The sequence below is a fragment of the Collinsella aerofaciens genome, from assembly GCF_005845035.1.
Taxonomy (GTDB): Bacteria; Actinomycetota; Coriobacteriia; order Coriobacteriales; family Coriobacteriaceae; genus Collinsella; species Collinsella aerofaciens_I.
Genome location: NZ_SPFO01000001.1, coordinates 1 through 26460 on the forward strand (window position 1 = coordinate 1; position 26460 = coordinate 26460).

Consider the following 26460-nt stretch of genomic DNA (forward strand, 5'->3'; position numbering starts at 1 on the left):
ACGGTGGCCATTATTCGGTGACCGGGATTGGTCAAAATAGTTTGACTATTAGCGGCTAAAATCGCCCGGCGCTAACAACGTTATTCGAGGCTATCGTGCAGACGATTCCTATTTCTCGTTTGCAAGACAGTTTGTCAACGGCATGATTTCGCTCAGGCAATTGCAGCGCATTATGTTTTTGGGGGATTTGGGCATTCAATATGCGCTTATGAGTGAGCGTGCGTTCTCGGCGATTAAGTTTCGCGATTGGAAGCAGGCCTCGGGAGCTGAGTTTTATCCCAAACGATTTGAGCGAGAACAGAACGCTCGACGAAAGTACCTGGATACTGTAAACGGATTTGACTCTGATGGTGTCGACATTAGGGATTTGATGGCAGGGAGGGTTGATTTAAATGATCCAAGAGTTAACGGATCGTGGGCCGAGTAGGACATACCCCGTCTACTACCTTGAGGATGCAATGAACAACCTCGGCGACTGCTTTGACTATGCCGTTAACGATTATGGGGCAGAAGGATCGGAAGTTGCTGAACTCTTTTGCCTGAGCGGCGTAGCCCGCGAGTTCGAATGCGGCAACGCATGGGTAGTGTCGGGAAAATCGGGCGTTGAGCTGTTCGCGCTTATCGCCGAAAGGTCGGGCTATCAATCAAGGCCGATGCCAAATCGAACCTACCGATTCGAAAAGACACCGGAATATTGGACAGGCTGGATATTGGCATACCTTCAGTGGCGCCTAGGAGAGTCTTTCGAAGATTTGCTGCATGTCGTTCCATTCGATGTGCTACGCAGCCTGTACTACCCCTGGCACGAAGCCTCGGAGGAACGCGTGGCTCGTCTCGTCTGCGATATGGCGAAGAAAGCGTCCAGGCAAACCAAACTTGCGTTAGCAAGAAAGAGGCTCAAGAAAACCCAACAAGACCTGGCATACGAATCGGGTGTGTCACTCCGCTCAATCCAAATGTACGAGCAGCGCCAGAGAAACATCAATGAAGCTTCGGTTACAAGCGTAAGAGCCATAGCAAAAACCCTCCACTGCAACATCGAGGACCTCCTAGAACCAGTCTTCGAATACAAAGAAACCAGCGCCGCCTAAACCAAGCACACAGCCGATGCCCGCCTCTAGGAAGTGCTCCAGCCTAGCAAGAGCCCCTACCAATAAAAAGCCAAACTATCAGCCCGGCGCCTTTCCAGAGCGTAGGTCCCTGTAGCCGCTGCCGGCGAAGTTAACATAGGGGAGGCCAGGGGGCTTTGCCCCCAAATCTTTCCGCAGGACGGCAGGACCCCCGCCGCACGAAGTGCGCAGCGGGGGTCCTGCCATGTCCGAGGACGATTTGGGGGCAAAGCCCCCTGGCCTCCCCGGCGAGTATACGGGACGGCGACTACAGGTATTCGATCTGGGCGCCTTCCGTGTCGCACGTCAGAATGTGCGTGTCACACTTGGGGAACTGCTCACGCAGCTTGACCTGCAGGAACTTTGCCACGATGGTGTCGTCGGTCACAGCCATGAGGGTCGAGCCCGAGCCGCTAATCCAGATGGTCTTAGCGCCGCCGTTAAGGCAGGTGTCGCGCACGGCGTTGTAGTCGGGGATCAGGCGGCGACGATAGGGCTCCTGGATGCGGTCGTCGTTGGCGGCGGCAATCAGGTCCAGGTCACCAGTCTCCAAGCCGCGCGTCATGCCGGCGATGCGGCCCATCTGCCACACGGCGGTGGAGAGTGGAATCTCCTGCGGCACGACCTTGCGTGCCTCGCTCGTGTGCACCTCGTAAGGTGGAATCACGGTAATAAAACGCAAACGATCGCTCACCTCGTAGCGCAGGCACTGGGGGAGCGAATCGGTCGGCGTAAAGGAGCAGACGGCGCCGCCCAGGATAGCGGGGGCGACGTTATCGGGATGGCCCTCGACCTCGGTGGCGATGCGGACGAGCTCGGCGCGGTCGACGGTATGGCCCGTCAACGCGGCGGCAGCCATGATGCCGGCGACGACGCAGGTGGAGCTGGAGCCCAGGCCGCGGGCGACGGGCACGTCGGTCTGGATGTCGATGGCAACGGGAAAAGCCGGCTCGCCCCATGCGGCCAGCGCATCGACAAAGCTCACATAGACCAGGTTGTTCTCGTTTTGGAACTCTTCGGGGCAGCCCGTGATGGTGAGCTTGTCGGCGCGCTCAAAGGTAAAGTGCGAGTAGAGGCTGACGGCCATGCCGAGGGTATCGTAGCCAATGCCCAAGTTGGCGCTTGTTGCTGGGACGGTGATCTTGATCATGTGAGTCCTCCTGGCGTGCCTGGCTGTTTAGTTCGCTGCTCGGGCAGTCCTGCGCAAGACGGAAAGCACATTAAGTGCTTTCCTTTGCGTGCGGAACTCGCGACGAACTAAACAGCCAGGCACGCTATGCACGTTCGTCATCATCCCGGTAGGTATCTGATAAAAGAAGGTGCGCCGGCTTTCGCCGGCGCCTTATAAGGGGTTTAGTTGGTTGCTATCTTTTTTGCAGCCTGCTCTACGTAGCTGGCCATCTCATCGACGTCGCAGACGTCTTCGAAGCGGACGGGCTTGGACTCGAGCTCGGCGAGCTGTGCCGGGGCGACCGTGTTGGTTGCCTGCTCGAGCACGTGCATGGCCTCAAAGTCGTCCTCGGGAACGTCGAGCCCCAGGGCGTCGCAGCAGGCGCGCGGGAACTTGTAGGGGCTGGCGGTCGAAAGCAGCACACGGGCCTTGGCGCCCTCGGCGGGAGCGACCTTTTCAAAGACGTGATAGCCGCAAGCAGTGTGCGGGTCGATTACGTAGCCGTTCGCATCCCAGCAGCTCTTGATGGCAGCGCGGACTTCGTCTTCGCTGGCCCAACCGCAGCCAAAGACGCTCTGAATCTTTGCCAGCAGGTCGGCGGGAACCTCGTAGCGACCAGTCTGTGCCAGCTGCTCCATAAGGCCGGCAACGAGTTCGCAGTCGCCATCGGACAGGAAGTACAGCATGCGCTCCAGGTTAGAGCTGATGAGGATATCCATCGACGGCGAGATGGTGGTGAAGAACGGACGGTTGCGGTCGTAGACGCCGGTGGTCAGGAAGTCGGCGAGCACGTTGTTCTTGTCGCTGGCCACGACGAGTTTGGCGACGGGCAGACCCATGCGCTTGGCGTAGTAGCCGGCCAAGATATCGCCAAAGTTGCCGGTGGGCACACAGAACTCCACGGCGTCGCCGGCCTCGATGGCGCCGGCGCGCAGCAACTGCGCATAGGCGGCAAAGTAGTAGACGACCTGCGGTACCAGACGGCCGACATTGATGGAGTTGGCGCTCGAAAGCACCGTGCCAGCAGCCTCCAGGCGCTCGGCAAGCTCCTTATCGGCAAAGATGCGCTTGACGGCACTCTGGGCATCGTCGAAGTTGCCGCGGATGCCGCAGACGGCGACGTTATCGCCCTCCTGTGTGGACATCTGCAGGTTCTGGACGCGGCTGACCTTGCCCTCGGGATAAAAGACGGTGATGCCCGTGCCCGGAGCGTCGGCAAAACCGGCGAGTGCGGCCTTGCCGGTGTCGCCCGACGTGGCGGTGACGATCATGATGCGCTCGGCGCCGCCGTCCTTGGCGGAAGTGCGGGCCATCAGACGGGGGAGCATCTGCAGGGCGACGTCCTTGAAGGCGCTTGTGGGGCCGCCAAAGAGCTCCATCACATAGGTCTGAGGGGCGTCGGCGCTCGGCGCGGCGTCGAGTTTGACGAGCGGCGTGACCTCTTCACTCGCAAACGTGCCGCGGTATGCCTCGTCGATACACGCCGAAATTTCTTCGGCCGTGTAATCATTCAGTAACATTCCCAACACATCTTGAGCGATTTCAAAGTACGATTTATCTGCAAGCGAGCTGATATCGACCTGCTGGGTGCCGAGCTCGTCCGAGACAAACAAACCCCCGTCGGGAGCGATGCCGGTGCGGATTGCCACCTTACTTGAGCACGATAAAGTGCGTCCTCGTGTACTATGATAAGTTCCCATATAACACTGCTCCTCGGATGCCTTGGTCCCAATCGGTGAAACCATGGTATCAGAGCGCGCAAAACAGGTTTGCAGAGGCTTTTAGAAAGGTAACCTCAAGCCCATGATTAAGATTGCCAAGTTTGGCGGCTCGTCGGTCGCCGACGCCGAACACTTTAAGAAGATCAAGGCCATCGTCGATGCCGACCCTGCCCGCCGTTTTGTGGTGGTTTCCGCCTGCGGCCGCCGCTTTAAGGGCGACACTAAGGTAACCGACCTGCTCTACCTGGTTAACGCGCACGTTAAGTATCACGTGTCGTGCGAGGAACTACTCGAGGACATCGGCCAGCGCTATTTTGATATCGCTGACGAGTTGGAGCTCACCTATCCCATCCGCGAGGAGTTCGCGGCCTTTGCCGAGCGCGCCCGCTCGGGCGGCTACTCTACCGAGGAGCTCGTGAGCCGCGGCGAGTACTTCACCGCTCGCTTGATGGCCGAGTACCTGGGCCTGCCGTTCCTGGACGCCGCGACGGTTGTGGCGTTCCATCACGACGGTACGCTCAGCATGAATCGCACCTCCGAGCTGGTGCAGGAGTACGGCCAGCAGGGCGGCTTTGTTATGCCCGGTTTCTACGGCGCGACGCGAGAGGGCCAGATCAAGCTGCTCGACCGTGGCGGCGGCGATATCTCGGGCTCGATCCTGGCCAAGTGCCTGGGCGCCGACCTGTACGAGAACTGGACCGACGTCTCGGGCTTCTATTCCGCCGATCCGCGTATTGTTCCCGAGGCTCAGCCCATCGCCCGCGTTACCTACGAGGAGCTGCGCGAGCTTTCGTACATGGGTGCAAGCGTCCTGCACGAGGAGGCCGTGTTCCCCGTGCGTGAGGCGGGTATTCCGCTGGTCATCAAGAACACCAATGCGCCGCAGGACCCCGGCACCATCATTAGCGAGACGGCTGACGAGGGCGAGGCAGAGCCCATCATTACCGGCGTGACCGGCAAGCGCGGTTTTGTCGCCATCAACGTCGCCCGCGACCGCACCAAGCCCCGCGTCGGCTTTATGCGCCGTGCGCTTTCGGTCTTCGAGCGCTATGACGTCTCCGTCGAGCACATGCCCACCGGTGTTGACCGCTTTGGCGCCGTGGTGCAGGAGCAGGACGTTCACGATTCGCTGTACTCGCTCGTGGGCGACATTCAGCAGGAGGTCGAACCGCTCGAGATCGAGGTTGTCGAGGGCCTGGCGCTCATCGCTACCGTCGGCCGTAACCTGCGCGGCCGCGCAGGTATCTCGGGCCATCTGTTTGGTATGCTTGGCCAGGCCGGCGTGAGCGTGCGCATGATTTCGCAGAGCTGCGACGAGATCAACATCATTATCGGCGTCGAGGAGAAGGACTTCGACCTGGCGATTCAGACCATTTACCGTGCCTTCTCCGATGCGAACGGCATTGTGAAGGTCTCCGACTTGGAGGCCCCCGCGCCGGCCGATCCCACCCTGGCCGCGCTCAAAAAGTAGCGACTGCTCGATAGATTTTTGGGTCATGTCTCAAAAATCTACGGCGGGGCGTTTCGTTTCGGTTTCGTTTCGACGGGGCGGGTTTCATGCCCGCCCTGTTCTTGTATAAACTGGCAACAATAATCGGCCTGCTCGGCGTGCGGGCAAAAGCCACAACCTTTAAAGGGGGAAGCATGAAACAGTACACGGTTGCTATTTTGGGCGCGACGGGAGCCGTGGGCACCCAGATGCTCGAGTGCCTCAACGAGCAGGAGTTCCCGGTCGGCAAGCTCAAGCTGTTGGCAAGCGCACGCTCCGCGGGCAAGACCGTTGAGTTCCGCGGCGAGCAAATCGTGATCGAAGAGGCTTGCCCCGAGGCCTTTGAGGGCTGTGACATTGTGCTTGGCGCTGCCGGCGACGATATCGCCAAGGAATTGCTGCCCGAGGCCGTAAAGCGCGGCGCCGTCGTGGTCGACAACAGCCACGCCTTCCGCATGGATCCCGAGGTGCCGCTGGTCGTGCCCGAGATCAATGCCGACGATATCAAATGGCATCACGGCCTTATCGCCAATCCCAACTGCGCGACCATCATCGGCCTGGTTCCCACGTGGCCGCTGCATCAGCTCGCCGGCGTGAAGCGCATGATCGTCTCGACGTACCAGGCGGCTTCGGGTGCTGGCGCTCCCGGTATGGCCGAGCTTGAGGCTCAGCTGGCCGCTCTGGGCCGTGGCGAGGAGATTCCCGAGCCGCGCGCGTTTGCCGCCCAGCTCGCGAGCAACCTGATTCCGCAGATTGGCGGCGTCAAGGAGGAGGGCTTTACCTCCGAGGAGATGAAGCTGCAAAACGAGGGCCGCAAGATTATGCACCTGCCCGAGCTGCGCGTGAACTGCACCTGCGTGCGCGTGCCCGTGCTGCGTTCGCACTCCGAGAGCATTACGCTCGAGTTTGAGCGCGACATTACGGTGGAAGAGGCCCGTGCTGCGCTGGCTGCCGCTCCGGGCGTGAAGCTGGTTGACGACATGAGCGCCGAGGATGCGCACGACCGCTTCCCCATGCCGATGGACACCTCCGACCAGGACCTGATTTGGGTCGGTCGCGTACGCCGCGACATCTCGAACCCCGAGGCTGCGCGTGGCATCACCTTCTGGTGCTGCGGCGACCAAATCCGTAAGGGCGCGGCAACCAACGCCGTCCAGATTGCTAAGCTGCTCTGCGAGTAGTGTGACCTGTCCGGCGGGGGCCGGGCTTAGTTTTCAGAACGTCCTCGACCATGTGTGGCGCCTTGTCCTGCTCCTTCGGAGCCGCGGACAAGGCGCCACACTGGTCTGCGGAGTGTTCTGAAAACTAAGCCCGGCCTCCGCCTGCGGTGACGCTGCTGCGAGCGGCCTGCGATGGGGCCGTTGTTGGTTGGGGCCGCTGGGCTGATATGGGGGCGCGTGACTGTTGCGGGCCCTGGTCCCGGCGGCGGCCCCGGCGCTGCGCGCCTGCTGCCTTGGGTGACTTTGGGGTCGATTGGGGTTGTCTGCACAATTCGCGGTATTATGGTGCGGAGTTTTGAAAGGAGCCGCTGGTGGTCACGACGACGTTTGCTTCGCCTTTGGGCGAGATTTTGCTTGCCGCTGATGGCCGTGGTTTGACAGGGCTTTGGTTTGAGGGACAGGAGCACTTTGGCTCTACGCTTCTCAAAGAAGATGCAGAGCATGTTGAAGGTACCGATGCGGTTTCCGGTATTGGTGGCATGTCTTCGGCGAATCCGGCCCATGGTGCGGCTTCTTCGGTGCTTGAGCGTTCGTGGGCTTGGCTGAATGCTTATTTTGCAGGGCAGGAGCCTCGGTATACGCCGCCGTTACATATGATCGGTACGGCGTTTCAGCGTGAAGTTTGGTACGAGCTGCTTTCTATTCCGCGTGGCGAGGTTGCCACGTATGGCGAGATCGCCCAGCGTGTTGCGGCTCGGCATCGTGTACCGGGAAACGATGACCCCGTTGTGTCTCCCCGTGCCGTGGGGGCCGCGGTCGCGCGTAATCCCATTTCGATTATCGTGCCGTGCCATCGCGTGGTGGCGGCCGACGGATCGCTCAACGGATATGCCGGCGGGCTTGATCGCAAGGAGTGGCTGCTGCGGCTTGAGGGCGCGTACGAGGTGTAGCGCTCGAGCACTTTGCATAGCCAAGATGCCGTGAAAGAACGGGACACGCTTTCCGAATGGCGTCCCAAGCGGAAACCGTGTCCCGGAATATAGCCTCAGAGTGGGACGCCGTTTCCGGTTGAGACCGCCTGCCTGGACATCGATCTACGCCCGCTCCTGCAGGGCGTAGATCGATTTATCCATGTTGAACAGGTAAGCCACGACGCAGACAATAAAGAACATCGGCAAGTTACCAAAGCCGAAGACTTCGCAGCCAATAAGGATGGGTGCGAGCAGCGTATTGGTGGCGCTGCCAAAGACGGCTGCGTAGCCCAGTGCGGCGCAGAGCTCGACGGGCATGCCGAGTTGAGCCTCGTTATGGCGACATCTGGGTAACAGAAAGGCCCGCGTTCCTCAGAGGCAAGATAGGCAATTCTGCTTCTGAGGTAGATCTCAATTCTGCCGACCGCACTGCCGACCGCATCAAACATTAACTGCCGGAGGGCTCGGTCAAATTCATACGTGTAGATGATGGTTTCGAATGTTGTGCCTTCGCGAAAGATGGTAATCCCGGACTTGCATTTGGTTTTGTAGGGAAACCAGTAGGCCGACAGTCTGTAGTGGTTGGCTTCGACCAAAGCTCGCTCGAGTTCGCTTTGATCAGAGCACTTAAGACCCTTGTTTTCTGTCAATAGTGCTATTTGTTCGTTGATGGATATCCGCGACTTCTGGTATTTCATTAAGCCTCTTGATAGAAAAAGAGCTGGAGTTGCGCATCGTTGAGAGGCTTTCCAGCTTTAGCAAAACAAACTTATAAGATGCGACGGGCCGCGTCAAGATAATTGCCGGACGGCCTAGGAGGCGGCTGGTTGGCTGGCTTAAAACCTAGCGCGTGAAATGACGCTCCACGCTATTCAGCGCGCTTGATAGGATGACGAACCACAGTCTTAAGTTTCTCCGGTGCGCATTTGCGTGGATCGGAGAGATAGATTTCGTGATGTAAACGGGTGTCTGAGAGGTCGGGGACATAGCCCTGCTCGGTCGTGTATTCATGCATAGCGTCTACGGTCGCCGGCTCGCTGTCATAAGGTCCGGTATGCATACATTGAACGCAGAGACCCTCGTCAACTTTAAGCAGCTCGACGGCAGAAAAGTCCAGTTTCTTTTTGGTCGTGGCTTCCGCGACTGCCCAGCCAAAGTCATCTCGGGTGACGAAATCGGGCAGGCGGATGCACGAGATAAAGTTGAAATCGTCCTTGCGTACATAATCGATGTCGCCGCTCGGGGAGTCTTGCCACCAGAAACCCTCGAGCGGCGGTACCACAAAGTCGAAATAGCCCTCGATACTCCTTGAACCTTTCTTCGACATCTTGACGGTATAGGCGATGCCGTAAAGCAGCGGCAGGGCGTTTTGATACTCGCCACCTTCGGTATTTGGGTCGCCTTTTCCGCGAACGGCAACGTAGCTCATAGGCGGGACAGTTACGATACTCGGCTTGCTTGCAGGTTTGTAGAGCTCCTTGCATTCCTTCTTAAAGTCGAACGCCATGTTGGCCGCCTTTCTGCGTATTGGCCTGCTTAGATAGCGGAATCATATCATAGAAACGAACAGCTGTTCGAATGATTTGGCTGACAGATTGAGATGTGTGCGTTGTGTTTGGCGGTCGGCCTGACCCCGTCGATGATTTCTCTGCCTCCCCGGCGCCTCATCTATAGCTTCCATTTCCCCATATAAAACCCGCCAAAATAAACCTGTCCCTTTTTGGTCGGTGCGAAATGGGTAATACTAAAGAGTTATCCGACCAGATGGGAACCGATCGATGGCCTATATCGAATTTAAAGACGTCATCAAAGCATACGGCGAGGGCGATGCCCGCATTCACGCGCTCGACGGCGCGAGCTTTACCGTTGAGCGTGGCGAGCTTGCCATTATCCTGGGCGCTTCGGGCGCCGGTAAAACCACGGCGCTCAACATTCTGGGTGGCATGGATACGGCGACCTCCGGCACCGTGACGGTGGACGGGCGCGACGTGAGCTCCGCCAACGAGGCTCAGCTCGTGGAATACCGCCGCGCCGATGTCGGCTTTGTCTTCCAGTTCTACAATCTGGTCCCCAACCTGACGGCGCTCGAAAACGTCGAGCTCGCGGCGCAGATCTGCCCCGATTCGCTCGATGCCGAGCAAACGCTTTGCCAGGTTGGCTTGGGTGAGCGCCTCGCCAACTTCCCCGCGCAGCTTTCGGGCGGCGAGCAGCAGCGCGTGTCCATTGCCCGTGCACTGGCAAAGAACCCCAAGCTGCTCCTGTGCGACGAGCCCACGGGCGCGCTCGACTATAAAACCGGTAAGCAGATCTTGCAGCTGCTGCAGGATACCTGCCGCAAGCAGGGCATTACGGTCATCATCATCACCCACAACTCCGCGCTGGCGCCCATGGCCGATCGCCTGATCCGCTTTAAGAACGGTCGCGTGGAGAGCGAGACGGTCCAGCAAAATCCCGTGCCTATCGAGACGATCGAGTGGTAGCGCCCATGGACCAAGACCGCCAAAACAGCCTACGCCGCGACGCGCAGAACACGGAGCGCGAGCAGGATTTTACGACCTACCGCACTGCCCAAAGCTCAAACGATATGGTGCCGACGGTTTTTCGCCGTGGCATCTACCGCACAATCCGAGGCAGTCTTAAGCGCTTCTTGTCAATCGTGGTCATCACCGCGCTTGGCGTGAGCGTGATGTGCGGCCTTAAGGCGGGTTGCGAGGACCTGTGCGATTCGGTTGACGCCTACTTCGACCAGCAAAATGTCTATGACATTAACGTGCAGTCGACCTATGGCCTGACTGACGATGATCTCGCCGCCATCCAAGAGGTCGATGGTGTCGAGACGGCCGAGGGCATCTACACCGAGACCGCCTACACCGCCGTGGGCACAACGCGCGAGCGCGTGGTCGTGCAGAGTCTCTCCAAGGAGAACATCGATCAGCCGGTGCTCGTGAACGGCGATTTGCCCGAGAGCGCCGATGAAGTCGCGGTGACTTCGAAGTTCCTGAAGGCATCGGGCAAGAAAATCGGCGATACGGTGAGTTTTGCCGCCAATGACGCGAGCTCGTCCAATCAAAGCGCCAAGGACCAGTTTGCCGCGGGCGATTACACCATTACGGCTGAGGTCCTCGACCCCACTGATGTAAGTTCTGACTCGACAGTCAACGCCTTTCGCGCTGCTTCGGCGGCGGACTATAAGTTCTATGTGAGCGAGGACGCCGCGACATCTTCTTCCTACTCCGCGGTCCACGTGATCGTCGAGGGAGCCAAGAGCCTCAACTCCTATTCGGATTCCTACGCGGCAAAGATCGATGAGGTCAAGGGCAATATCGAGAAGATCCGCGAGGAGCGTGAGAAGGCGCGCGCTCAGGAACTGACGGTCGACACGCCGGCAAGCTTGGATGCGGCCGAGCGCCAGGCGAATATGCTCTTTGGGATTGAGCAGGACAACATCAATCGCATGGCAGAGGGCAGCGAGGAGCGCGTGCAAGCGCAGGCCGACCTGGATCAGCGCCGCGCCGCCGCCGACCAGCAGTTTGCCGATGCCCGCGCCGAGCTTTCCGATCTGGGCGAATGCACCTGGTACATCCAGGACCGCGGCAATATCGCAAGCTACTCGAGCGTGGAGAGCGATAGCTCGTCAATTGAAGCCATCGCCACGGTGTTCCCGTTCATCTTCTTTATCGTCGCCGTGCTCATCAGCCTTACCACCGCCACGCGTATGGTCGAGGAGGAACGCACACTCATCGGCCTGTATAAGGCGCTCGGTTATTCGCGCGGACGCATCCTGTCCAAATACGTGGACTATGCGCTGTGGGCCTGTCTGATCGGCGGCGTGCTCGGCAACATCATCGGATTTGTGGGCCTGCCGCTGTTCCTGTTTACGGTGTTCGACGACATGTACTCACTGCCCCAGATGCTGCTTTCGTACGACATCGTGTCCTCGATCGTTTCGGTGGCGCTGTTTGCCGTGGGCGTGGTGGGCGCCACGATTATCGCCTGCCGCCACGAGATGGCCGAGACCCCGGCCTCGCTTATGCGTCCCAAGGCCCCGCGCGCTGGCTCGCGCATTCTGCTCGAGCGCATCGGCTTTATCTGGCGCCGCATGGGCTTTTTGAACAAGGTCGCTGCACGCAACCTTTTCCGCTATAAAAAGCGCGCCTTTATGACCATCTTTGGCATCGCGGGTTGCACCGCGCTTGTGATCTGCGGTATGGGTATTCGCGACACGTCGGTCGCGCTTTCGCCCAAGCAGTACGGGCATATCACGCGCTATGACTTGCTGGCGGTCGCCAACCCCGATGACTTTACGCAGACGTGCGCGGCGTTGGATGAGCGCAGCGCGGCCAATGATTCCAACGTGACCGTAACTTCGACGCTGCCGATCATGACTGACAACGTTACCTTTACGTTTGGCGGCAAGAGCGAGACCGTGCAGCTGATCGTGGTGCCCGATGACCGCATGAACGATCTGGACGACTACGTGTGCCTCGAGGACGAGTCCAAAGAGCCGCTGTCTTTGCGTGACGGAGACGTGTATCTGAGTAAGAGTTCACAGCTGGTGCTGGGGATTCAGCCGGGCGATACGGCACACGTCCAGGATTCGTCGCTCAATGTCGCCAAGGTCAAAGTCAGCGACATTTCGCTTAACTATCTGGGCAACACGCTTTACATGACGCAGGGCACCTATGAGCGCGCGTTTGGTCGAAGCGCACGCCTTAACGGCGTCTTTGTGCTGCTTAAGGGCTCGTCGGCCGACCAGATTGCGTTTAGCAAGAATCTTAAGAGTGACGGTTGGCTTACGATTTCGAGCACGGCCGAACATTGGCAGAACTACGAGGCGAACTTTACGATTATCAATTCCGTCGTGGTGCTCGTGACCTTTATGGCGGCGTGCCTATCGTTTGTGGTGGTGTTTACGCTGTCCAACACGAATATCTCCGAGCGCGAACGCGAGCTGGCGACCATCAAGGTGCTGGGCTTCCGCCGTGGCGAGGTGCACCATTACGTCAACAAGGAGACGTTGATCCTCACGGCGATCGGCGCTGCGCTGGGCGTGCCGCTGGGTGGCTTGCTGGCCGAGAGCTTCACGTACATCCTGCAGATGCCGTCGCTGTACTTTGATGTTGAGGTCGAGCCGCTAAGCTACGTGCTCGCCGTGGTGCTTTCCTTCGGCTTTACGATCATCGTCAACCTCGCTACCAACCGAACTCTCAACAAGATCGACATGGTCGGCGCCCTCAAGAGTACCGAGTAACCTGCCTGGGATTCAAGCTGTAGCGAGCTGTAACGTACCACAACCGCATTTTTGCATAAACCGCCCCGCCGATTGCATATTTCGGCGGGGCGGTTGCTTTTTGCCCGCGGGTACCCCAGGGGGCGGCGTGCAAATTCCGGAGTATTCAGCATCCCGGAGCCCGCGGGTGCGGGAGCGGGCGCACAAAACAGCGCTTAAAGTCCTGATTCTGAACCCCCAACGCCTCAAGAGTCGCTCGTTTTTTACAGGATGCGGCCCATGGCGCCTGCCTTTCGCCCAAAATCCAGTATGCAGGTGCCCTCGGCTGCTGAATACTCCAAAAAATGCACGCCGCATCCTACCCCAGGCACCCGCAGCTACTCTGCGAGTGCGTGGCCTAATAGTAAGTTGCGGTGGAATAGTTCCCGTTTATGGCTCTGCTATGCCAAACGGGAACTATTCCACCGCAACTTATCGAGAGGGCTCTTGGTTGTTATTTGCACTGACATTTGTCATGAAATGGCAGGTCGTTAGGGGTTGCTACTGGTAGTTGCGGTAGGGTTGGGGCAGATTCTAACTAGAAATGGTGGTCGTTACCGGTTGTTTTCGGCATACTCGCCTCATTCGATTACGGTCACCACATGAAAGGAACCACCATGGACCTTGCGATGGCACAGCGTCTCGTCGATCGCCGCAAAGCTGCCGGTCTTTCTCAGGAGGCCCTTGCTGCCCAACTGGGCGTAAGTCGCCAGGCTGTCAGTAAATGGGAGCGCAGTGAGTCCTCACCCGATACCGATAACCTTATTGCGCTCGCCGCACTGTATGGCGTGTCGTTGGACGAGCTGTTGTATGGGGAAGCGGCTAGCGATGCCGACGACCTTGAGGACGGCAGTGCCGACACCGAGACGGCGGATGTGGCTGACGAGGCTGAGGATTCTGCCGAGCACGCCGATTGCGGCGACAAGCCACTTGTCGATATTTCCCTCGCGCGCGGTATCCACGTCATTGATCCCAATAAAGGCGAGGAAGTACATGTTGGCTGGAGCGGCATCCATGTGACCAACGACCGCAAGGGTGAAGAGGTGCACGTGGGGCCGGGCGGCGTACATATTGACACGCTAGAGGACGACGGGCACAGCGTGCACACCAATGCCGATGGCACCGTGGTTATCGACGGCGAACAATTCTCCAGCTGGAAAGAGGCACGCGACAAGCTCGACCATCATGGCAAGCATTTCCACACCAAGCTCGGTCGCGCGTGGAATAAGTTCCCCTTTCCCGTGCTTGTCGCCCTCGCCTATCTGGCACTCGGCATTATTTGCGGCGTGTGGACTACGGGACTTTTCCTCGTCTTTTTGATTCCCGTCTACTACGCGCTTGGCGATTTCATCGACCGACGTCATCTGTCAAAGCTTGTCGACGCCGTCTACCCGGCAGCTGCCATAACTTGGTTCCTCTACATGTGGCTCTGCCTGGGACAGCCCCATCCCGCATGGGTCATCCTCATCACGATTCCCATCGTAAAAGCGCTTATGCACTGGTGCCGCAAACAATGGAAGCACCGCAAACAGGCCTAAACCGCCAGCGCCACTCATCCGACACCGCCCGTCCCTTCCAAGTTGCGGTGATATAGGGACTGTTTTGAGGCTCCAAAGCGCCAAACAGTCCCTATATCACCGCAACTAACAAACAATTGGGTCAGTTCCGGCACGGAGATAAGCATTGAGCTGACTGCGCGCCAAGAAAAGGGCCTATTTACTACGTTTAGCCCGAAGGGGCCGACCATACCCGCCTTTTTCGAAAACTGGCAAGCTTTCTACCTGCGGTTTTATTTTTACAATCTTTGTCATGGTCGAGGGTGTGGTAGCAAACGTAGTAGATAGGTCCATTTTGTGGCAACGGATCATTCAAGCTCAATCTCGAAGGCTGAAGAGAGCCTCTCATCCACGCCTGCGAGCGAAAACCAAATAGAATGAAAGGCAAATGGAAAGCCCGTTTGACGAGCGGAGAACATATGCGCGACGTAGCCGAAAGCGACTGGAAGCTGTTTAAGAAAATGCTTCCTCAATGGCAAGAACGTTATATGGAAAAGCTCATCGGCCGGTACGTTGAGATGCTGAACGGCGACAGCGAAGCGTCCAGTAGATTTTGGGCGCTAGAAGAGCGTATCAATAGGGATAAGCTGTCCTCAGGAGTGCTGGTGAACGACCTTCGCCGCAGTACAATGCACCGTGAGATAGCCAATTTGCTTATCGACAGCGTGATTACCCTCGACGATCTTGACGGTTTTACCGAAGACATTAAAAGCTATGCGCAACACTGGACTGGCCAGTAAGAGCACTGAACGACAGACATCCCCAGCAAAGCGGGGCAAACGCCGGGCCACCTAATGGTTGTCCGGCGTTTGCCCAGATTAACCTGCCAAAGATGAACCTGTCCCTTTTTGGCGGGTTACTCGGCGCTTTTAAGAGCGCCGAGTAACCCGTTCTGGGATTCAAGCTGTAGCGAGCCACCGACGCGCCCACAGCCACTAAATTGCATAAACCGTCCTGCCGATTGCATATTTCGGCGGGGCGGTTGCTTTTTGCCTACGGGTAACCCAGGGGGCGGCGTGCAAATTCCGGAGAATTCAGCATCCCGGAGTCCGCGGGTGTGGGAGCGGGCGCACAAAAGCGCATTGAAAGCCTGACTTTGAGCTCCGGCGCCTCGAGGACCGCTCATTTTTTTGCAGAATGCGGCCCGCGGCGCCTGTCTCTCGCCCAAAATCCAGTATGCAGGCACCCTCGGCTGCTGAATACTCCCAAAAATGCACGCCGCATCCTACCCCAGGCACTTGCAGCAAGAAGACGAATAGCCTCGGCCTCCCCGGTTACCGCAGGAGGCCCCAGGGCTTACCTCCCAAATCTTTCCGCAGGACGGAAGGACCCCGCCGCGCGAAGCGCGCAGCGGGGTCCTGACATGTCCGAGGACGATTTGGGAGGTAAGCCCTGGGGCCTCCGATGGGAGCAGTTCCAGCCGGGGCTATTCGTCGCCGAAGCTGATGCCCAACGCCTTGGCCTCGCGTACCAGGTCGCTCTGGGGATCGACATACTTGAGCTTGCCGGCGACCTCCTCGAGCGGCATGTGGCACATCTTGCCGTCACGCAGGGCAATCATGTAGCCAAACTCGCCGCGCAGGCAGCCGAGCGCTGCCTCGACGCCGCACTGGGTCGCAAAGATGCGGTCCTGGGCGTCGGGCTGGCCGCCGCGCTGCGTGTGGCCGGGGATGGCGACGCGGGTCTCGCGACCAGTCTTGGCTTCGATCTCCTTGGCGATGTCGTAGACAATCGACGGACTCGTGCGCTCGGCGAGCTTTTTCTTGTACTCCTTCTTGGACAGCGCCGCGTCCTCCTTAGAGATGGCGCCCTCGGCGACGGCCACGATGGTAAAGCGGCTGCCGGTTTCCATGCGATGCTCGATGGTCTTGATGACGTTATCCATGTCGTAGGGGATTTCGGGAATCAAGATGACATCCGCACCGCCCGCGACGCCGGCGTACAGCGGAATCCAGCCAACCTTGTGGCCCATGATCTCGATGACAAACACGCGGCCGTGGCTCGAGGCGGTAGTGTGGATGTCGTCGATGCATTTGGTGGCGACGTCGATGGCGCTCGTAAAGCCAAACGTCAGCTCGGTGCCCCAAGTGTCGTTATCGATGGTCTTGGGCAGGGCGATAACGTTGAGGCCCTCTTCGCGCAGGCGGTTGGCGGTCTTGGTGGAGCCGTTACCGCCCAGCATAAACAGGCAGTCGAGTTGCAGCTTATGATAGGTGTGGACCATCGCCGGCACCTTCTCGACACCATCGGCTTCGGGGGTATCCAGGCGCTTGAACGGCGTGCGGCTCGTGCCCAGGATGGTGCCGCCGCGGGTGAGGATACCGCTAAAATCGGCGGGCGTCATGACGCGGAACCTGCTGTAGATAAGGCCCTGGTAGCCGTCCTCAAAACCATAGATCTCGATAGGTTCTTCGCTATTGGTCATAAGCGTTTTGACGATGCCGCGCATGGTGGCGTTGAGCGCCTGGCAGTCGCCGCCACTGGTAAGAAGACCGATCCTGAGCATGATGAATCCTTCCGGGCAAGTTATAACATGCGCATAAGTTTACCCCCGCACACTGTTGATACGGGGGTAAAACGTGTTAGCTCAAGCGTATGGAAATGTAAGCAACGTCAGGGAACGTAAGGTCGACGGGCCTGGCTCCTTACAGTGCGAAGGCATCGACGTTGCCCCAGTGGCGGCGCAGCGTAATAGCGGCGGCGGGTTCGGTATTGTCAAAGACGACCGACCATTGCGTATTGCTGGTGATGTCTTCCGGATTGGGCTCTTGGGCTGCGGCGCGAAGGGCCTTCCAAGCGACTGCCTCGTCCTGGGCACCGGCGTGGGCGTCAAGGACATCGGCGATTGCGACGGCGCGCTCTTTACCATGGCCCAGCTCACCATTCTTTTGGTTGGGCAGCACTTCGTCGCCATAGCAGGCGTAGAAGTTCGTAACCTGGCGTACAGGAGTTGCTTTGAAAGCGCGGTCCGGATCGTGCGGATCCCACTCCACCACCCGCGCGTCACCGGCGGCGTCGTTGATAAAGAAGTGGTAATCGCGTCCTGCCATGGCGTGCATGTCGTAGGCGGAAAGCAGGTCGACAGCTTCTTGCGTGGTGGCGGCACGGTCGAGCACCAGACGGATGGCGAGCGAGGTATTGATGACGGGGCGTTGCGTGTCCTGGTCACAGGGCTTGGAATCCAGGGTGAGTACGGCAATGGACACGCCGCATTCGTTAACACCGTCGAGCTGGGCAAACGGGCCCATGAGTGCGGCGGCGCGTCCGCCGACGGAGTCAAGCGGAGTGTTATCACCCAGGTTGTTAAGGGCAGCAAACCCGATGGAGGTATAGCCGTCGCGTGGGTGATTGCGCACCAGCAGCGCCGAGGCGTCGTCCTTAAAGTCGTAATTGCGACCGGTGCGCACGCGGCCTTCGGCATCTACGGCGACAAAAGCGCTGCAGGCAAACTGGGGCGCCCGGACATGTACCGGCACACCGGGCAGCACCTGCGCCACCACGGCATCGATGTAGGCCTGGTCGTCGCGCACGCCAGCGGCGATGATGCGATCAAGATCGTAGTCGTAGGCGATGTCGATTGCGTACAGGTCATAGCCATCCGCGTAGCAGGTCAAGCGTTTGAGCGACGCGACGGACTTGATTTGCTTGCGGTAAACGATGCCGATGGCAGCGGCAAGGCCGACGGTGACTCCTGCGACACCGCAGGCGATGGCAATGTTACGTGGCTTCATGACGGCTCCTCTCGTCCTGTTAGCGCAATTGTCGCAAAAGGAGCGCGGGCATGATGGCTCAACTTGGTGAGTGGTGCGGAATTAAGCACGGAATGAAGAGTGCGGTGCTGGCGCGGCGGGGTATGCTGGAGGGGACCATCAACCCAGCGAAAGGGGAGAGCATGACGGATCAGGAAACGCCCGAGCGCGTGCACGTGACGGCCGACGATATCGAGGCCGCCAACGACCTTGTCGACTTTATCGAGGCATGCCCCAGCATGTTCCATACGGCGGCGACCATTATGGCCGAGCTCGACGAGGCGGGCTTTACCTATCTGCCCGAGAACGCGGCGTGGGATATCGAGCCGGGCGGGCGTTATTACACGCAGCGTAACACCTCGAGCGTTGTTGCCTTTAAGGTGGGCGAGGACCTGGCTGCTACGTGGGGCGAGGACGGCGTTGCCGGCGACTACCATTTTCAGCTGACGGCGTCGCACAGCGATTCGCCGACGTTTAAGGTCAAGGCTGTGCCTGAGCTCGATGGCGCAGGTGAGACGTTGCGCCTGAACACCGAGGCATATGGCGGCATGATCGACTACACCTGGTTTGATCGTCCGCTGGCGCTGGCCGGTCGCGTGCTGGTGCGCGAGGGCGACCGTATCGAGAGCCGCTTGCTTGCCACCGAGCGCGAAGTCGCTATCATTCCGAGCCTTGCCATCCATATGAACCGCGGCGTCAACGAGGGCTTTGCTCCCAACCGGGCCGTCGACCTGTGCCCGCTCATCAGCGCCGGCGAGCTGAAACAGGGCGACTTTGACGCCCTGATCGCCGACGAGCTGGACGTTGGGCCCGAGCAGATCCTGGGCCGCGATCTGTTCCTGGTCAATCGTCAGGATGCGCGCATTTGGGGCTGGGCCGACGAGTTTATCTCGACGCCCAAGCTCGACGACCTGGCATGCGCCTACACCTCGCTGCAGGCATTTTTGGGTGCCGAGAACGCGCACGACGTTTCGGTCTTCTGCTGCTTTGATAACGAGGAGGTTGGCTCCGAGACCAAGCAGGGCGCCATGTCGACGTTCTTGGCCGATGCACTGCGCCGCATTAACGGCTCGCTGGGCTTTGACGACGAGTCGTACCATCGTGCACTTGCCGCATCGATGCTTGTAAGCTGCGACAACGCACATGCCGTGCACCCCAACCACGCCGAGAAGTGTGACGCCCGCAACCAGGTGGTGCTCAACGGCGGTATTGTCATCAAGGAGGCCGCCAACCAGCACTATTGCACCGATGCCTTTAGCCGCGCGGTGTTCCAGGCCATCTGCGATGACGCCGACGTGCCCACGCAGGCCTTCGCCAACAAGAGCGATATGGCCGGCGGCTCCACGCTCGGTAACCTGTCCAATATGCAGGCGAGCATGCATGCCGTGGACGTGGGCCTGCCGCAGCTTGCCATGCACTCGAGCTACGAGACCGGCGGCGTGCGCGACGTGATGTACGCCATCCGCGCCCTCACCGCCTTCTACGAGCGCAACCTAACCATCAACGGCGCCGAAAGCGTGGAGCTCTAAAACCTACCAAAAAGGGACAGGTTCATTTTGGCAGGTTTTATCTGGGAAAATGCCTCAATGCCAACAGCTGGACAGAATTGTTATGACACCGCAGGTTGGGCAAACGTCAGCGAGCGATGTCCAGAGCGAACAAGTCGGCATGAAAAAGGCGAGGCATTGACCTTCTGGTCGTGCCTCGCCTTTTGAATGGCAAATTGTCGCTCTGGGCGGCGCGCAGCGTCGACCGGTCCGCCGTTCGTTAGAACGGCGGAACAAGATTAGTGCTCGATCCAACAACGTAAAGTTTCGCCGGCTTGCAGGTGACGCAGGTTCTCTGCGGCGATGTCGACAACGTTGTTGAGCGTGGCGGCTAGGTGGAACCAGCCGGAGACGTGTGGCGTGATGAGCATGTTGGGCGCATCCCACAGTGGGCTTGTTTCAGGCAACGGTTCGGGGTCGGTGACGTCGACCGCGGCGCCGGCGAGATGTCCCGACTCCAGGGCGGCAACCAAGTCGTCGGCGACCACAAGGTCGCCGCGGCCGCCGTTGGCAAAGAAGGCGCCCGGTTTCATCGCGGCGAAGAACTCGGCGTTCGCCAGGCCGCGGGTCTCGGGTGTGCTGGGCATAAAGGATGCGACGATGTCAGCCTCGGCCAGGCGCTCGGACAGGGCATCCATACCGTCCATGTCCTCAAACACAATGGGGTAGACGAGCGGGTGGCGCTTGATGCCGCGGACGTGCGCACCCATGTTGCGGCAGAGCGTGGCAAAGTGGCCGCCAATGTCGCCCGCGCCCAGCACCAGCACATTGGCGTTTTTGAGCGAGGTGACCGGCCCCAAATCCTCCCAGCGATGCTCGCGCTGCAGGTCCTGGTAGCCGGGCAGGCGCTTCATCATGGAAAGGACCATGGCAAACATGTGCTCGCTCACGGCCTGACCGTAGGCGCCGATCGAGCAAGACAGCTTGGCTTCAGCCGGCACGGTGCCGGCGGCCAAGTAATCGTCATAGCCGGCGGTCTGCAATTGCAACAGCTGGAGATGCTCGCATGCGGTAAGCAAGGCAGGGTCTATGTTGCCCAAGATCACGTCGGCATCGGCGACCTGCTCGTGCGTGGCGGCGTCGGCGCTCGTGTAGATAAAGTCCTCGCCCGGAGCACTCGACTCAAGAATTGCGCGATGGCGGTCATTGACGGGCAGCAAAACCAGGATGTTCACTAGCGGTCCTCTCCGCTCGACTTGCCAAAAAGGGACAGGTTTATTTTGGCAGGTTTTATCAGGCAAAACGTTTAAATAAAACGCCGGATGCAAGACGAGCGTGCCCGTCAGCATCCGGCGTATCCACGGCTACCAGCTCAGCAGCTCGTAACCATCCTCGGTCACCACGAGTTGTACCTCGCACTGGGCCGAATCGCTGCCGTCCTTGGTACGCACGCACCAACCGTCGCCCTTGCTGATCTTGATGTCGGGCGCTCCGGCGTTGACCATGGGCTCGATGGTAAAGACCATGCCCGGAGCCATGATGGTGTCCACATCGGGCGCCTCGGTGGTAAAGCCCACAAACGGGTCCTCGTGGAACTCCTTACCGATGCCGTGTCCACCGTACTCGCGCACCACGCTAAAGCCGGCGTCCTCGACCGTCTTTTGCACGGCCTCGGCCATCACGGACAACGGCAGCCATGGCTTGACGGCTGTCAGGCCCGCCTCCACGCTGGCGCGGGTGACGTCGACCAGGCGCTGGCGCTCGGCCGAGACCTCGCCGATACAGAACATGCGGCTCGAGTCGCTAAAGTAACCGTCCAGGATCGTGGAGCAGTCCACGTTGATGATGTCGCCCTCGTGCAGCACATCCGCATCGCAGGGGATACCGTGGCAGACGACGTCGTTGATCGAGGTGCACACGCTCTTGGGATAGCCCTCGTAGTTGAGGTCGGCCGGCGTGCCGCCGTGCTCAACGGTGTAGTCGTAGATCATCTGGTCGATCTGGTTGGTGGTCATGCCCGCGGCGATGTGTTCGCCTACGTAATCGAGCACGCCCACGTTGATAGCGGCCGAGCGCTTGATGCCCTCGATATCGGCGGGTGTCTTGTAGAGCGTGCGAGGCAGAACCTCCCAGCCCTCTTCCCACAAGCGCTCGAGGCGCTCATCAAAGGCGCTATGGCATTTCTTGTATTTCTTGCCGCTGCCGCACCAGCAAGCGTCGTTGCGGCCAGGCACGGGTCCTTTGTCATACATGGCTAACTTCCTTTCATCCGCAGCTAGTATAGCCCACCCACGCGTCCATAAAAGTTGCGGTGATATAGTTCCGATTTAAGCGGTTTAACAGCATAAATAGGAACTATATCACCGCAACTGATGGAGCGGGATGGCGGGCACTAGCTGCTGCGTGGTTTTGCTAGTAGCTCACCTGGCAAGGGATGCCGAGGACGCGCACGCGCGCAGCAATGGCGTCGAGCACCTCGGGCGCCGCTTTGGCAAGGCCGGCGACCGGTGTCTCGCGCGCTACCGTGTAGATGGTCGCTTCTTGTGGGCGAATGCGCTCAAGCGCCGCGAGCCAGGGGGCAACGTACTCCTCGCCGGTGTTGTCGATGAGCTTGCCCTGATACTCGCCGGTCAAAAAGATCGTCTGGATAATAACGTGACCGTCAAAGCTTGCGAACGTTTCGATCTGGTGCTCGACGTCGTAGGGGCCAACAGGCTGGTCGAGCAGCTGGATAAACGTCGGGTCGACGGTATCGAGCTTGAGGATGTTGTCGTCGACCATCATGAGCGCGTCGTGCACCTGGGGGCGGTCGGCGCGCGTGCCGTTGGAGAGCACGGCGATCTTGGAGTTTGGGGCAAGCTCGTCGCGCAACGCGACGGCGCCGGCGATGGCCTGCGGAAACTCCGGTGCGGCAGTGGGCTCGCCGTTGCCTGCGAAGGTGATCACATCGGGGAGCTCGCCCTCGGCTGCCATCTCGCGCAGCTTTGCCTCGAGCGCGTCGAGTACCACGGCAGCTGTGTTGTACGGCTCATGACAGGGGCGCTCGGCGTTGAGGCCGTTTTCGCAGTAAATGCAGTCGAACGTGCAGATTTTGCCGCTGGCCGGCATCATGTTGACGCCGAGCGAGAGACCAAGGCGACGGCTGCGAACGGGCCCAAAGATGGGGCTGGCATTCAAAAACGTAGACATAGGCATATGCTCCTCAAGACAATTGTGCCTAAGCATAGCATCGGCTCCAAAGCAAGGTGCGGGCTCTTGCTTTACAAGTTTCGTTTTTTCACGTCGCTCATTATGCCGTGCCATGAAAAGCCTCGGGTCGGGTAAAGTTAATCTGTTAACAAGGCGTAAGGCAATGCGGGTCCATCCAACCGCACTGACGTGCAACTGGATGAGCATTGATGATGGGGGCGCAACATGGATTTTACGGTAGAGAATGCGGGCACCACGATTGCCTGTCGCGAATATGCCGGCTCGGATGTGTCGCCTGATACTCCTGCCTTGGTGTGCGTGCACGGCGCTTGTGTCGACGGCACATTTTTTGACGGTATCGCTTGTGAGCTCAGTCGCAACTACCGCGTAATTGCCTACGACCGCCGCGGCTGCGGTGACAGCAGCGATGCGGCAGACGACAGCTATGATCTTGCCGCTCAGGCCGCCGACCTGCAAGCCGTGATCGAACACGTTGGCGCTCCGACAAATGTGCTTGCGCACAGCGCCGGTACGTTGGTGGCGCTGGAGCTTCTTCGCACCGAACCCCATCTCGTCGCCCGTGCGATTCTGCATGAGCCGGCTGTGTCGGCCGAAGGCGTCGGCATGGGCACAGCTCCGGTTTTGCTCGATATGATTGCGGCTGGAAAGGTTTCAAGGGCGCTCCGGCTTTTCTTGGGAGCCCTTGGCGACTTGGACCCCGAGGCTCCCGGGACGACCGAAGCGGAAGTCAAACATGCCCTGCGCAATGGTCGTTGCTTTATGGCGAACGAATATGGAACAAATATGACATATGCTCCCGACTGGGAGCGCGCCCGCGCGTCAAAGGCGGTGTCGGCCGTGTTTTTGGGCGAGCTTTCGGTCGACACACCCCGCGAGGCTGGTACGCGAGCGGCTGCCGAATATCTCGATTGCCCCCTTGTGACGATCCCGGGCGCGCATAACGGTCTGCGCGATCGCCCCGTTACGGCGGCAAACGCCGTTCGCGATGTCTTGGAGCGTTAGCACGCTCGATGACCTGCGGGGAGAGGGGCTGTTAGCGTTTCGTCATTGTTAACGAATGCGTCCATAACCGCGCGCCCGCGGCTCCATTACCGCCGTTTGCCAGGTCATAAAAATGCAACGATAATCGCGCGTTTGCCTTCAGCTGTTAGATGTTACCCTTGTACCAATTGATATGCACCGTTGCCGTGCGTAACGATAGAAAGGGCCCCATATGCTCAATAATCACGAGGTCAATCTAACCGACGAGGAGGCTGCCGCTGAGGTCGCCCGCGTCGCGAAGACCTACCCCGTGGTGCGTTTGCTGTCGGCCGATCAGATTAAGAGCGAGCCTAACTGCCTGCTCGCCGGCAATCGGTGCCCTTGTCTGCGCCAGTCAAGTCTTGAGGCCTTGGCAGGTTCCGATGATGTATCGGAGCAGCTGCTCAATGATGGTACCGAGTACCGCGCTCGCCTGCGCCCTCTGAAGGTCGAGGGCGAGCCTCACGTCCTGCTGATGGTGCGTCCGATCGATGAGCAAGAGGCTGCAGAAGAGGACCTTGTCTACACCGACGTGCTGACGAGTGTGCGCAATCGCCGATATTACGAGGAAAAGCTCCGTAGCGCCCGCATGAATGCCGGCGTTGCGGTGATCGACCTTGATGATTTTAGGGTCTTCAACGATACGTGTGGCCGCCATGCCGGCGACCTTGCGCTCGGTGCTGTGGCGACAGCCATACACAGCGGAATTCGTTCGACTGACGAGCTTGTACGCTATGGCTGCGACAAGTTTGTGGTCGTCATGCCCAATATTCCCTCCGATGACTTCACCCGTCGCCTGCACCAGGTATCCGATGCCGTTCATGCCACGATTGTTCCGGGCCATGAGTACGTGAGCTTGACGGCATGTGTTGGTGGCGTTCGCATTCATGGCGAGACGATCGATGAGGGAGTTGGCCGCGCTGTCCAGTTATTGAGCCGCGCTAAGGCAAAAGCCGGTACGGTCGTGACCGACGCCGATTCCATCGAAGCCTTCCAAAGCGAAAAGCCTTTGGTGCTTATTGTCGATGACTCCGACATGAACCGAGCCATTCTCAACGAGATGCTCAAGGACGAGTATTGCATCCTCGAGGCCGACAACGGTCGTACGGCGCTCGACATGGTCGACCGCTATGGCGATGAGTTGTCGCTCGTGCTGCTGGATATTGTCATGCCGGGCATAAGCGGTTTTGAGGTGCTGGCCAATCTGTCGCGCCGATCGGGTATCGACAATCTGCCTTTCATCATGATTTCGAGCGAAGATTCCGATGATATGGTTCTGCGCGCGTACGAGCTGGGCGCCTCGGACTATATCAACCGCCCGTTTGACTCCCGTGTCGTGCGCCGCCGTGTAAGCAACACCATCCGCCTATACGCCAAACAGCGCCGCCTGACGAGCCTGCTGTCCCAGCAGTACAACGAGCGCGTCAAGAACAGTCGCATGCTCATTGACATCATGGCCGGCGTCATGGAACTTCGCAACGGCGAGAGCGGCAGACACGTTACGAACATCGAAAAGCTGACCGAGCTGCTGCTTGGCTGTCTGGTCCAGCGTAGTGGCACGATCTCCCTCGACAATGAGGAACGCTCTACGATTGCCCTGGCTTCGGCGCTGCACGATATCGGCAAGATGTCGATTGACGATGCGATTCTCAACAAGCCCGGACGCCTTACGCCCGAGGAGTTCGAGATTATAAAGACGCATACCACGATCGGCGCCGACATGCTGCTTGAGCTGGGTAGCCATCACGCCGGCAATGCGCTTATGGAATATGCGTACCAGATTGCGCGTTGGCATCACGAGCGCTGGGACGGCAAGGGTTATCCCGATGGTCTTAAGGGCGACGAAATTCCCATTGCCGCACAGGTGGTTTCGGTGGCCGACGTGTACGATGCCCTGACGAGCGTGCGCGTGTACAAGGACGCTATCCCGCACGAGGAAGCGATCCAGATGATTCTGGACGGTAAGTGCGGTACCTTTAACCCGTTGCTGCTCGATTGCCTGCTCGAGGTGCAAGACCAAATTGCCGAGACGTTGGCACGCCCCGCTGACGTCGTCGCGTTTCCCACGATTTAGTTCGAACAAAGGAGTTTTTAACCCATGATTTCCATGCGTGAGGCGTATGAGAAGATCGGCGCTAATTATGATGACGCGTGCGCTCGGCTGATGGGCGAGGAAATGCTTGCCCGCTTTGCCCTCAAGTTTTTGGATGACGAGAGCATGGACAAGCTGGAGGCCGCCATGGCGGCGGGAGACGCCGAAGGTGCGTTTATGGCAGCGCACACGCTCAAGGGCGTGAGTCAGAACCTGGGATTCGATAATCTGTACGAGCCGGCGGTCGTGGTGACCGAAGCGCTGCGTGGTGCCGATGCCGTTGACGGCGCTCTCGAGGGAATGCATGCGCTGCAGCAGCAATATGCGGCCACGATGTCAGCCCTGCGCGAGGCGGCTGAATAAGAGCTTGCGGGCCTTGGGCTGCGTGCCGGCCACATATAGGTAAAAGGGCGCCCCGCCGGACCATGTGGTCGGCGGGGCACCCTTTTGTGTTGT

At 59.2% G+C, this 26460-nt stretch carries 21 protein-coding genes and 1 pseudogene; 12 read left to right on the plus strand and 10 right to left on the minus strand.

Annotated features, from left to right (window positions below):
* Positions 1–392: 392 nt before the first annotated feature.
* Positions 393–1091, plus strand: a complete 699-nt coding sequence (locus FGQ67_RS00010; protein WP_249934332.1) for a helix-turn-helix transcriptional regulator — start codon at positions 393–395, stop codon at positions 1089–1091.
* 286 nt (positions 1092–1377) lie between these two features.
* Here the strand turns inward: FGQ67_RS00010 and thrB are convergent, their stop codons facing one another.
* Both thrB and thrC read right to left on the minus strand, forming a co-directional pair.
* Entirely contained in the window at positions 1378–2259 is an 882-nt protein-coding gene (thrB, locus tag FGQ67_RS00015) for a homoserine kinase (protein WP_006234874.1), read from the minus strand.
* 203 nt (positions 2260–2462) lie between these two features.
* The gene (gene thrC, locus FGQ67_RS00020) at positions 2463–3980 is read right to left on the minus strand and encodes a threonine synthase (RefSeq protein ID WP_138339530.1); all 1518 of its coding nucleotides are present in this window, start codon (positions 3978–3980) and stop codon (positions 2463–2465) included.
* Between the two features lie 103 nt (positions 3981–4083).
* On the opposite strand from thrC, the gene FGQ67_RS00025 reads away from it, so the two are divergent.
* From FGQ67_RS00025 to FGQ67_RS00035, 3 genes are all read left to right on the plus strand, one after another.
* Positions 4084–5472 carry an aspartate kinase gene (locus FGQ67_RS00025; protein WP_138339531.1) on the plus strand — a complete coding sequence of 463 codons (1389 nt, stop codon included), beginning with the start codon at positions 4084–4086 and terminating at the stop codon, positions 5470–5472.
* A 173-nt stretch (positions 5473–5645) separates the two neighbouring features.
* A complete protein-coding gene (locus tag FGQ67_RS00030; protein WP_117640200.1) occupies positions 5646–6671 on the plus strand; it encodes an aspartate-semialdehyde dehydrogenase in 1026 nt (341 codons plus the stop codon).
* A gap of 350 nt (positions 6672–7021) precedes the next feature.
* Positions 7022–7600 (plus strand): methylated-DNA--[protein]-cysteine S-methyltransferase, encoded by a 579-nt coding sequence (locus FGQ67_RS00035; RefSeq protein ID WP_249934333.1) that lies wholly within the window; start codon positions 7022–7024, stop codon positions 7598–7600.
* Between the two features lie 144 nt (positions 7601–7744).
* Here FGQ67_RS00035 and FGQ67_RS10015 read toward each other — a convergent pair whose 3' ends face one another.
* From FGQ67_RS10015 to FGQ67_RS00045, 3 genes and pseudogenes are all read right to left on the minus strand, one after another.
* Positions 7745–7939, minus strand: a complete 195-nt coding sequence (locus FGQ67_RS10015) for a chloride channel protein (RefSeq protein WP_055286854.1) — start codon at positions 7937–7939, stop codon at positions 7745–7747.
* 32 nt (positions 7940–7971) lie between these two features.
* A pseudogene (locus FGQ67_RS10370) lies at positions 7972–8319 on the minus strand (Abi family protein); the annotation flags it as partial.
* A gap of 170 nt (positions 8320–8489) precedes the next feature.
* Positions 8490–9128: a GyrI-like domain-containing protein gene (locus tag FGQ67_RS00045; protein ID WP_138339533.1), complete on the minus strand. Its 639-nt coding sequence runs from the start codon at positions 9126–9128 to the stop codon at positions 8490–8492.
* Positions 9129–9399: 271 nt separating this feature from the next.
* On the opposite strand from FGQ67_RS00045, the gene FGQ67_RS00050 reads away from it, so the two are divergent.
* From FGQ67_RS00050 to FGQ67_RS00065, 4 genes are all read left to right on the plus strand, one after another.
* On the plus strand, positions 9400–10101 hold the full coding sequence (locus FGQ67_RS00050) for an ABC transporter ATP-binding protein (protein WP_138339534.1): 702 nt from the start codon (positions 9400–9402) through the stop codon (positions 10099–10101).
* A gap of 5 nt (positions 10102–10106) precedes the next feature.
* Entirely contained in the window at positions 10107–12872 is a 2766-nt protein-coding gene (locus FGQ67_RS00055; RefSeq protein WP_249934334.1) for an FtsX-like permease family protein, read from the plus strand.
* 635 nt (positions 12873–13507) lie between these two features.
* Entirely contained in the window at positions 13508–14428 is a 921-nt protein-coding gene (locus FGQ67_RS00060) for a helix-turn-helix domain-containing protein (protein ID WP_138339535.1), read from the plus strand.
* 437 nt (positions 14429–14865) lie between these two features.
* Positions 14866–15186, plus strand: coding sequence for a hypothetical protein (locus FGQ67_RS00065; RefSeq protein WP_055286844.1), 321 nt, complete (start codon positions 14866–14868; stop codon positions 15184–15186).
* Between the two features lie 686 nt (positions 15187–15872).
* On the opposite strand, the gene FGQ67_RS00070 is transcribed toward FGQ67_RS00065, so the two are convergent.
* Together FGQ67_RS00070 and FGQ67_RS00075 are read right to left on the minus strand one after the other, a co-directional pair.
* The gene (locus FGQ67_RS00070) at positions 15873–16952 is read right to left on the minus strand and encodes a 6-phosphofructokinase (protein WP_089572334.1); all 1080 of its coding nucleotides are present in this window, start codon (positions 16950–16952) and stop codon (positions 15873–15875) included.
* Positions 16953–17091: 139 nt separating this feature from the next.
* Positions 17092–18177, minus strand: coding sequence for a carcinine hydrolase/isopenicillin-N N-acyltransferase family protein (locus FGQ67_RS00075; RefSeq protein ID WP_138339536.1), 1086 nt, complete (start codon positions 18175–18177; stop codon positions 17092–17094).
* A gap of 161 nt (positions 18178–18338) precedes the next feature.
* Between FGQ67_RS00075 and FGQ67_RS00080 the strand changes: the two genes are divergently transcribed.
* Positions 18339–19724, plus strand: a complete 1386-nt coding sequence (locus FGQ67_RS00080; RefSeq protein WP_171025104.1) for a M18 family aminopeptidase — start codon at positions 18339–18341, stop codon at positions 19722–19724.
* A 257-nt stretch (positions 19725–19981) separates the two neighbouring features.
* Here the strand turns inward: FGQ67_RS00080 and FGQ67_RS00085 are convergent, their stop codons facing one another.
* The 3 genes from FGQ67_RS00085 to FGQ67_RS00095 all read right to left on the minus strand — a co-directional run bounded on the left by FGQ67_RS00085 (position 19982) and on the right by FGQ67_RS00095 (position 22871).
* Positions 19982–20917 (minus strand): D-2-hydroxyacid dehydrogenase, encoded by a 936-nt coding sequence (locus tag FGQ67_RS00085; RefSeq protein WP_138339537.1) that lies wholly within the window; start codon positions 20915–20917, stop codon positions 19982–19984.
* A gap of 129 nt (positions 20918–21046) precedes the next feature.
* Positions 21047–21934 (minus strand): type I methionyl aminopeptidase, encoded by an 888-nt coding sequence (gene map, locus FGQ67_RS00090; RefSeq protein WP_138339538.1) that lies wholly within the window; start codon positions 21932–21934, stop codon positions 21047–21049.
* 160 nt (positions 21935–22094) lie between these two features.
* Positions 22095–22871 (minus strand): radical SAM protein, encoded by a 777-nt coding sequence (locus FGQ67_RS00095; protein ID WP_138339539.1) that lies wholly within the window; start codon positions 22869–22871, stop codon positions 22095–22097.
* Between the two features lie 225 nt (positions 22872–23096).
* Here FGQ67_RS00095 and FGQ67_RS00100 point away from each other — a divergent pair, with 225 nt between their 5' ends.
* The 3 genes from FGQ67_RS00100 to FGQ67_RS00110 all read left to right on the plus strand — a co-directional run bounded on the left by FGQ67_RS00100 (position 23097) and on the right by FGQ67_RS00110 (position 26367).
* Entirely contained in the window at positions 23097–23894 is a 798-nt protein-coding gene (locus FGQ67_RS00100) for an alpha/beta fold hydrolase (RefSeq protein ID WP_138339540.1), read from the plus strand.
* Between the two features lie 211 nt (positions 23895–24105).
* A complete protein-coding gene (locus FGQ67_RS00105) occupies positions 24106–25986 on the plus strand; it encodes a diguanylate cyclase (protein ID WP_138339541.1) in 1881 nt (626 codons plus the stop codon).
* A gap of 24 nt (positions 25987–26010) precedes the next feature.
* Positions 26011–26367 (plus strand): Hpt domain-containing protein, encoded by a 357-nt coding sequence (locus FGQ67_RS00110; RefSeq protein WP_212745986.1) that lies wholly within the window; start codon positions 26011–26013, stop codon positions 26365–26367.
* Positions 26368–26460 lie beyond the last annotated feature (93 nt).